We start from the raw sequence: 8075 nt of genomic DNA on the forward strand, positions 1-8075 counted from the left end.
TTAGGCCGGACAAATTAGGCCGGTGCGGCCAGGGCCAGTTCCCGTTCGCGGTCCAGCAGGCTTTCCTTGATGGCGAGTCCCCAGCGGAAGCCACCCAGGCTCCCGTCGGTGCGGATCACACGGTGGCACGGCACAAACAGGGCGGCCGCGTTGAAGGCGCAGGCGCTGGCCGCCGCCCGGACAGCCTTTGCGTTGCCGGACAGCTCCGCGTATTCGGTATACGTCACCGGGTGGCCGGGTGCCACGGTGCGGAGCATGTCCCAGGCATGGCTGCGGAAGGGGCCGGATTTCTGCAGGACCGCCACTTCCATGGCGGCTCCCGGGTTACCCGCGTAGAACTCCTCGACGGCGGCGGAGATGTCAGCCAGGTCGGGAACCGTTTCAAAGCCGCCGGGCAGCAGTTCGGAGTGGATTTGTCCGGTGAGGTCGCCGGGCACGGCGGTCCAGCCGGAGGCCAGGACGGCGCCGTCCCGGGCGATGATGGTAAACGGGCCATCCGGGGTGGACATGGTCAAGAGCTGGGCTTTCATGGCGACACTTTCTTCGAGGCTGTTGTCCGGGTGCCGACTGATTTGGTGCGTGCTGACTTAATCCGTGCTGATTTGGTCCGCGCCGCTGACTGGGCCGCAGCGGCCGCGCGCCAGAGGTGCATGGTGGCGTAGGAACGCCAGGGGCTGACCTCCCGGAAATCGGGGGAGCGGGAGTCCGGGGAGAGCGGCCCCGCGGTTGGGGCGTCGGCGACCTCGGCGGCTCCAACCGGGGGCTGCGCCAGCGCACGGATGCCGTTCCGGACGGCGGCGTCGTTGGCCAGGAACACGTCCGGGGCGCCGATCAGGCGCATCGCCAGGTACCCTACGGTCCAGGGCCCGACGCCGGGCAGCGGCAGCAGTTTGGCCTGCAGACCGGCCAGGTCATCTCCGTAGCCGAAATCCAGGCCGCCGGCGGCCATCGCCGCGGCCGCACCGCGGATGGCGTCGATGCGGCGCTGGGGTCCGCGGAGCAATTGGTAACCCGTGTCCGCGATCTCGGCCGCCGACGGAAAGACCCGCTGTAAACCGTCCGCCGGGACCAGGCTGTCGCTGCCGGACTCGGACAACTGGACCAGGGCCGTCCTCGCCGCCGCCACGGTGATCTGCTGGCCGATCATGGCACGGATCAGCAATTCCTGCGGGTCCACCGCCCCCGGCATCCGGATCCCTGGTGCGGCCGCAACACCGGACGCCAGCCGGGGATCGTCCCCGAGCGAGGCGTCGATGGCGACCGGGTCGGCGTCGAGGTCCAGCAGGCGGCGCACCCGGCTCAGCAGCGAGGACAGGTCCCGCAGGTCCACGGCTCCGACCGTCAGCGTCAGCTCCCGCCGCGGCGCGTCGGCGTCGTAGTCCACCCGGAAGCGCGCGTCCCCGTGGGTCAGCCGCAGGGTCCGGGCATAGGAGGCGGAGCTTCCCTCCTCGATGCCCGGGATCGCGCGGACGGCCAGGAAGTCGAACACACCCGGGTCGAACGGCTCCCGGTACGGCAGGTTCAACGTCAGGGCCGTGGCGGCCACAGCGGTCCGGGCCGAGGCATGGTGATGCCGGCCCGCGGCCCGCAGCGCTGAGGGGGTCATGGCGAAGACTTCGGTGATGGTCCCGTTGAACTGCCGGACGCTGCTGAATCCCGAGGCGAATGCGACGTCGGCTGCCTTCATCGAGGTGGAAACCAGCAGCGTCCGCGCGGTCTGGGCCCGGCTGGCCCGTGCCAGGGAGAGCGGACCGGCGCCCAGTTCGTGGCTGAGGATCCGGTTGAGCTGGCGCGAGGAGTAACCCAGCCGCGCTGCGAGCCCTTCCACGCCGTCGCGGTTGATCACGCCGTCGTTGATCAGCCGCATGGCCCGGCCCGCGATGTCCGAGCGGACATTCCATGCCGGGGTACCCGGCACAGCTTCGGGCAGGCAGCGCTTGCACGCCCGGTAGCCCGCGTCGTGCGCGGCGGCTGACGTTTCATAGAAAGTGACGTTGCCGGCCTTGGGCGTACGGGCCGGGCAGGAGGGCCGGCAATAGATGCCGGTGGTGCGGACAGCGGTGTAGAACTGCCCGTCGAAACGGGTGTCCCGGGCATCGATTGCCCGGTAGCGCTGCCAAAAGTCCATAGCTCCATCCTGCCAGCTTCCGGCAGACCACTGCTAGCGGAAATCGGACACTGCCGTGAAGGGGCGGTCAGCAGGGGTGTTGCGGGTTTGTTAAGGTCGGAGTATGGACTCCCGCCGCACACCCGATGCCGTGCGCGGGCTGCTCTCCGCCGACGCCCGCACCGTGGCCCCGCTGCTGCTCGGCGCGGTGCTCGCCCACGAAAGCCACGGCGGGACGGTGGCGGTACGGATCACCGAGGTGGAGGCCTACCTTGGGCCCGTGGACTCGCTCCACCCGGATCCAGGCTCGCACACGTTCCGCGGCCCGACGCGGCGGAACGCCCCGATGTTCGGGCCCGCGGGGCACCTGTACGTTTACTTCACCTACGGCATGCACCACTGCGCCAACATTGTCTGCGGCCCGGAGGGGGTGGCGTCCGCGCTCTTGCTGCGCGCCGGCGAAGTTGTCGCCGGAGAGGAACTGGCGCTCGCGCGCCGGCCGACGTCGAAAGCCGCAAAGGACCTGGCCAGCGGCCCCGCCCGCTTCGCCACCGCGCTGGGACTGACGACGGCGGACAGCGGCCGTGACGCTCTGGGCGCCCCGTTCCGGCTCGAGCTGCCCGCGGCCCCGGTGTCCGACATCAGTTCGGGGCCAAGGGTGGGCGTCTCCGGTGCCGGCGGCACCCACGAGTACCCGTGGCGCTTCTGGATCAGCGGCGACCCGACAGTCTCCCGCTACCGGGCGGCGAAGGTGTGGACGGCGTAGCTGTCAGGAATCGCAAACGGGGCAAGCCGGTTCTCCAGCCCGTCCCGCGCCCGGGGCCATTCCTCGGCCGGGATCGAGAAGACGGCGGTGTTCGAGCGCCCGCCGTCCGGCGGGTTCCGATGCGCGCACAGCACCACTCGAAGTGTGCGCCCAGGCGCTCGGGCGCGGCCGGGTGGCGGCCATGCCGGCCCACATCCGGGGATCCACAAAATCGAAGAGCGCCGTAGCGGGCTGCGGCCAGAGCGGGATGGCGCAAACGCCGTGTCCGGACAGGGCAATTTCGTGCTGTCTTGCAGTATTGAATCACCACCGCGGGTCATGTGAAACGGAAAAACGGGCCCGCGTCCATGAACAGCTGGCAACGCACCGGTGACCGGCCGGCTGACCCCGCCGGCGGACCCCGGTTTGGCCGCCCGGCGTAGGGTGGACGGGTGAATCAAAGCGACCCGCACCCCGACGAAACCTCCCCGATCAACACCTCCCCGGTCGGTTTTGCCCCAGCCGGTGCCGCCCTGCCGGTGGACGAACTGATCAGCAGCCTCTGTGCCACAGTTGTGGACTATCCCAAGCCGGGCATTGTCTTCAAGGACCTGACCCCGGTATTTGCGGGCGGCGCCGCATTCAAAGCCGTGGTCGATGCGCTGGTGAGGCCGTTCCGGGGCAGCTTCGACGCCGTAGCCGGCGTGGAAGCGCGTGGCTTCCTGCTTGCCGCCGCGGCGGCCTACGCCACCGACACCGGCGTCGTCACCGTGCGCAAGGCCGGCAAGCTGCCCCGTGAGGTGATCTCGGAGGACTACTCGCTGGAGTACGGCACGGCCACACTTGAGCTGCACAGCGCGGACCTGGCACCGGGGACCCTGGTGCTCATCCTCGACGACGTCCTCGCTACCGGCGGCACCCTTGGTGCCACCGCCCGGCTCTTTGAACGCTGCGGCGTCGAGGTCACCGGCATCGGCGTGGTGCTGGAAATCGGCGATCTGAACGGCCGCGCAGCCCTGGACGGTCACCGGATCCACTCCCTCCTGAACCTCTAGCCGGACCGGTGGCTGGACCGGAGGCTGGACGCTGGCGGCCGCCTAGGTAGACTGCCTGGAAAATGCCCGGCCAGTGCAGAGCGGAAGAAATATGACATCTTTCGGGACTCGCGGCCAAAATGGTTGTAGAATGGTGGGTCTGTCTTTTTCGATAGGGGAACGTTCGATGCACGACGCTGATTTGGCCCATGAACGCGACTATGTAGCCGGACTTTATGCCCGGTTGGATGAGCTGCGGGGAGAAAAGCGCGCCCAGCTAGCCCAGGTCCGCCGTGCCGGCGCCGTGGGCACCATGCAGAACGTTTCCGAGAGGGACGCGTTCGCAGCCCTCTACGAGGACCGCCTCGCCCAGCTCGACGCCGTTGACGACCGCCTCGTGTTCGGACGACTCGACCTGGACTCCGGGGAGGCCCAGTACATCGGCCGCATTGGCCTCACCACCGAGGACCTGCAACGGCTGATGGTGGACTGGCGGGCGCCCGAGGCCGGACACTTCTACCAGGCCACGGCCTTCGACCGGCAGGGCGTGCGCCGCCGCCGCCACCTGATCCTGCAGGGCCGCGAGGTCAAGGCGATCGAGGACGACGTGCTCGACGCCGACCTGCTGGCCGACAACGACTCCTTGCAGGGCGAGGGCGCGCTGCTCGCGGCCTTGAACTCCAAGCGCACGGGCCGGATGTCCGACATCGTCGGCACCATCCAGTCAGAACAGGACCGGATCATCCGTTCCCCCATGTCCGGCGCTCTCGTGGTCCAGGGCGGCCCCGGCACCGGTAAGACCGCCGTCGCCCTGCACCGTGCCGCCTACCTGCTCTACACACACCGGGACCGGCTTAAGACCGCCGGTGTGCTGCTGGTGGGGCCGTCGTCGTCGTTTATGAACTACATCGAGCGGGTGTTGCCGTCCCTGGGCGAGACCGGCGTGGTGATGGCCAGCGTGGGCCGCTTGATGCCCGGCATTCACGCCGTCGCCGAGGCCGATTCGGACGTCGCGGCCGTCAAGGGCCGGCTCGACATGGCGGAGGTAGTGGCAAACGCCGTCGCCAACCGTCAGCGGGTCCCCGCCGAAAACCGGATCCTCGATGTGGACGGCCGCAAACTTGTGCTGACACCGCGGCAGGTCCGCCGCGCCCGGGACCGGGCAAGAGCCGCCGGGAAGCCGCACAACGAGGCGAGGGTTTCCTTCGTCAAGATCCTGCTGCGCGAACTGACCGAGCAGATGACCGAACTGGTCGAGGCCGCCAGCATCGGCAACAACGCAGACCGCTCCTACCTCGCCGAGGACGTGCGCTCGTCGCGGGACGTCCGCGTGGCACTGAACTTGTGCTGGATGCCGATGACCCCGGAAAAGCTGATCGGGGAGCTGCTGAGCAAGCCGGCCATCCTCGAGGCCTGCACCCCGAACCTGAGTCCGGCCGAACGGGCCCTGCTGCTCCGGCCGGCCGGATCACCGTGGACCGAAGCCGACGTGCCGCTGCTGGACGAGGCCGCCGAACTGCTCGGCGAACTGGATCCGGCCGCCGGCCGGGGACTCGCCCAGCAGGAGCATGACCGTGCCCGGGATCTGGCGAACGCTAAGCAGACCCTGGTCAACATGGAAACGGCCGGGGTGGATGTCCTGATCTCGGCCGAGGAACTGGTGGACCAAAACCAGGAACGGGAGGCGCGGCTGACCGCTGCGGAGCGTGCCACGACCGACCGCACCTGGGCCTTCGGTCACATTGTGGTGGACGAGGCACAGGAGCTCTCGCCGATGCAGTGGCGGCTGCTGGTGCGCCGCTGCCCGTTGAAGTCCTTCACGATTGTCGGCGATATCGCCCAGACGAGTTCGGTGGCCGGCGCGAATTCCTGGCAAAGCGCCCTGGCTCCGATGTTCGGCGACCGCTGGCAACTGGAGGAACTTACCGTCAATTACCGCACCCCGTCGCAGATCGCCGAGGCTGCCGCCCGGATGGCCAATGCCGCCGGACTCGTCGTCTCCGCGCCCAAGGCCGTCCGGGAAGGACGCTGGTCGCCGGTGGTCGACCGGGTCGAACCGGGCGCAATCGTCGGCCGGCTCCTGGAGATCATCCCCGAGGAACTGGACCTGCTCGACGGCGGTCTTCTGGCGGTGATCGCCGACGGCGCACTGCTGCCGGAGGCCACCGCCGCGCTGCGCGGCGCCTACGGCCGCCGCGTCGGCACCGGTGCCGGCAGCTACGAACAGGACGTCGTCGTGATCAGCCCCCGTGAGGCCAAGGGGCTGGAATTCGACGGCGTCGTTGTGCTGGAACCGTCGGCCATGCTCAACCATGAGCACGGCAGGGTGGGGGACCTGTACGTGGCGATGACCCGTCCCACCCGGCGCCTGCGCCTCATCGCGGGCGCCGTCGTGCCGGCAGGCATCGAGGAGTAAGCCGTCCGGCGGCGCCGATCCTGCTAACTTAGATTCCGTGTCCCAGCTAAATGATCTTCAGTCCCAGCAGAACGACCCCAGCTTCGCCAACATCTGGCAGGAGCTGAAATGGCGCGGTCTCGTTCACGTTTCCACGGACGAGGCGGAGCTGGAGAAACTGCTCGCCGGCGCCCCCGCAACGTACTACTGCGGCTTCGACCCCACTGCGCCGAGCCTGCACCTGGGCAACCTGGTGCAACTGCTCCTGATGCGCCGGCTCCAGCTGGCCGGGCACAAGCCGTTGGGACTGGTGGGAGGCTCTACCGGGCTAATCGGCGATCCCCGCCAGACCGCCGAACGGGTCCTCAACACCCCGGAGACCGTGGCGGAATGGGTCGGCAAATTGCAGGGGCAGGTTCAGCGCTTCCTCAGCTTCGAGGGAGACAACGCTGCCCGGATGGTCAACAACCTCGATTGGACGGCGCCGCTGAGTGCCATCGATTTCCTGCGCGGGATCGGAAAACACTTCCGCGTCGGCACCATGATCAAGAAGGACATCGTTGCCAACCGGCTGAATTCCGACGAGGGCATCAGCTACACCGAGTTCAGCTACCAGATCCTGCAGGGCATGGATTACCTCCAACTGTTCCGCGACTACGGCTGTGTGCTGCAGACCGGCGGTTCGGACCAGTGGGGTAACCTCACCAGCGGCACCGACCTGATCCGCAAGGTTGAGGGCAAACATGTTAATGCCCTGGGCACGCCGCTGATCACAAATTCGGACGGCACCAAGTTCGGCAAGAGCGAGGGCAACGCGATCTGGTTGGACGCCGACATGTGCAGTCCCTACGCCTTCTACCAGTTCTGGCTGAACACCACCGACGCGGACGTTGCCGCCCGGCTCAAGGTATTCACGTTCCTCAGCCGCGCCGAGATCGATACCCTTGAAGCCTCGGTCGCGGAACGCCCGTTCGCCCGTGAAGGCCAACGGAAACTCGCCTACGAAGTCACCTCGCTGGTGCACGGCGCGGAAGCCACCGAGAAGGTCATCGCAGCCTCGGCCGCCGTGTTTGGGGGCGGAGACCTGTCAGCCCTGGACGAGGCCACGCTCAAGGCGGCCACCGCTGAACTGCCGACCGCCAAAGTCGACGCCGGCTCGCTTGGCATCATCGACCTGCTCGTCGCCACCGGGCTGTCCGAGAGCAAGTCTGCGGCCCGTCGCACGGTAGGGGAGGGCGGGGCCTACGTGAACAACACCAAGGTCGGCGATCCGGAGGCTGTCATTGAGTCCAGCCAGCTGCTGCACGGACGGTACCTGCTGCTGCGCCGGGGCAAGAAGAACCTGGCGACGGTGGACGTCTCGACGGCCTAGCAGCCGGCGTTCCAGGTCCCAAAGGGTTATCTGCACCATCCTTCCCGGCTGATTTGCGCGGCCGGGGAGGAGCGTGTAGTGTCTTCTGAGTCGCCACGGAAGAGTGGCGGCCAACCCCCACTAAATAGAGAAGCGATTTGATTTCTGCATTGCGCAGATAAGAAAATGCTTCACCTTTTGCTGGGCGGATTCTTTCCACAATGCGAACTCCGCGAGATTATCCCGGATTTGCAAAGTGAATATGAATGGAATAAGCTGTAAACATCGCAGCGAAGGAAAGCGAAACAATAGAATTCACCGAGTGAATTGTTTCGATAAGTATTCGAATGTGTCTGTTGTTTGAGAACTCAATAGTGTGCCAAGTTTGTTGATACCAATTTATTGTATTGAATTGGTTGATTGTGCCGGACTGTGCCACCCCG

At 67.2% G+C, this 8075-nt stretch carries 8 protein-coding genes; 4 read left to right on the forward strand and 4 right to left on the reverse strand.

The features are described from left to right. Positions 1-14: 14 nt before the first annotated feature. Positions 15-530, reverse strand: a complete 516-nt coding sequence (locus tag ABIB14_RS04720; protein WP_354234402.1) for a methylated-DNA--[protein]-cysteine S-methyltransferase — start codon at positions 528-530, stop codon at positions 15-17. Next, complete coding sequence (locus ABIB14_RS04725) at positions 527-2128, reverse strand: DNA-3-methyladenine glycosylase 2 family protein (RefSeq protein ID WP_354234404.1); 1602 nt, start codon at positions 2126-2128, stop codon at positions 527-529. The genes ABIB14_RS04720 and ABIB14_RS04725 overlap by 4 nt, the downstream gene beginning before the upstream one ends. Before the next feature lie 103 nt (positions 2129-2231). Here ABIB14_RS04725 and ABIB14_RS04730 point away from each other — a divergent pair, with 103 nt between their 5' ends. Next, complete coding sequence (locus ABIB14_RS04730; RefSeq protein WP_354234406.1) at positions 2232-2873, forward strand: DNA-3-methyladenine glycosylase; 642 nt, start codon at positions 2232-2234, stop codon at positions 2871-2873. Here ABIB14_RS04730 and ABIB14_RS04735 read toward each other — a convergent pair. After that, the gene (locus ABIB14_RS04735) at positions 2843-3007 is read right to left on the reverse strand and encodes a hypothetical protein (RefSeq protein ID WP_354234408.1); all 165 of its coding nucleotides are present in this window, start codon (positions 3005-3007) and stop codon (positions 2843-2845) included. The genes ABIB14_RS04730 and ABIB14_RS04735 overlap by 31 nt on opposite strands. 378 nt (positions 3008-3385) lie before the next feature. Here ABIB14_RS04735 and ABIB14_RS04740 point away from each other — a divergent pair, with 378 nt between their 5' ends. The 3 genes from ABIB14_RS04740 (at position 3386) to tyrS (ending at position 7653) form a co-directional block, all read left to right on the forward strand. Beyond that, the gene (locus ABIB14_RS04740) at positions 3386-3907 is read left to right on the forward strand and encodes an adenine phosphoribosyltransferase (RefSeq protein ID WP_354234448.1); all 522 of its coding nucleotides are present in this window, start codon (positions 3386-3388) and stop codon (positions 3905-3907) included. A 166-nt stretch (positions 3908-4073) separates the two neighbouring features. After that, positions 4074-6302, forward strand: a complete 2229-nt coding sequence (locus ABIB14_RS04745) for a HelD family protein (RefSeq protein ID WP_354234410.1) — start codon at positions 4074-4076, stop codon at positions 6300-6302. 37 nt (positions 6303-6339) lie between these two features. Beyond that, on the forward strand, positions 6340-7653 hold the full coding sequence (tyrS, locus tag ABIB14_RS04750; RefSeq protein WP_354234412.1) for a tyrosine--tRNA ligase: 1314 nt from the start codon (positions 6340-6342) through the stop codon (positions 7651-7653). A 217-nt stretch (positions 7654-7870) separates the two neighbouring features. On the opposite strand, the gene ABIB14_RS04755 is transcribed toward tyrS, so the two are convergent. Then, the coding region (locus ABIB14_RS04755) for a hypothetical protein (RefSeq protein ID WP_354234414.1) at positions 7871-8075 on the reverse strand (205 nt) is incomplete at its 5' end.

The organism is Arthrobacter sp. UYEF3 (assembly GCF_040546245.1).
Classification (GTDB): Bacteria; Actinomycetota; Actinomycetes; order Actinomycetales; family Micrococcaceae; genus Arthrobacter.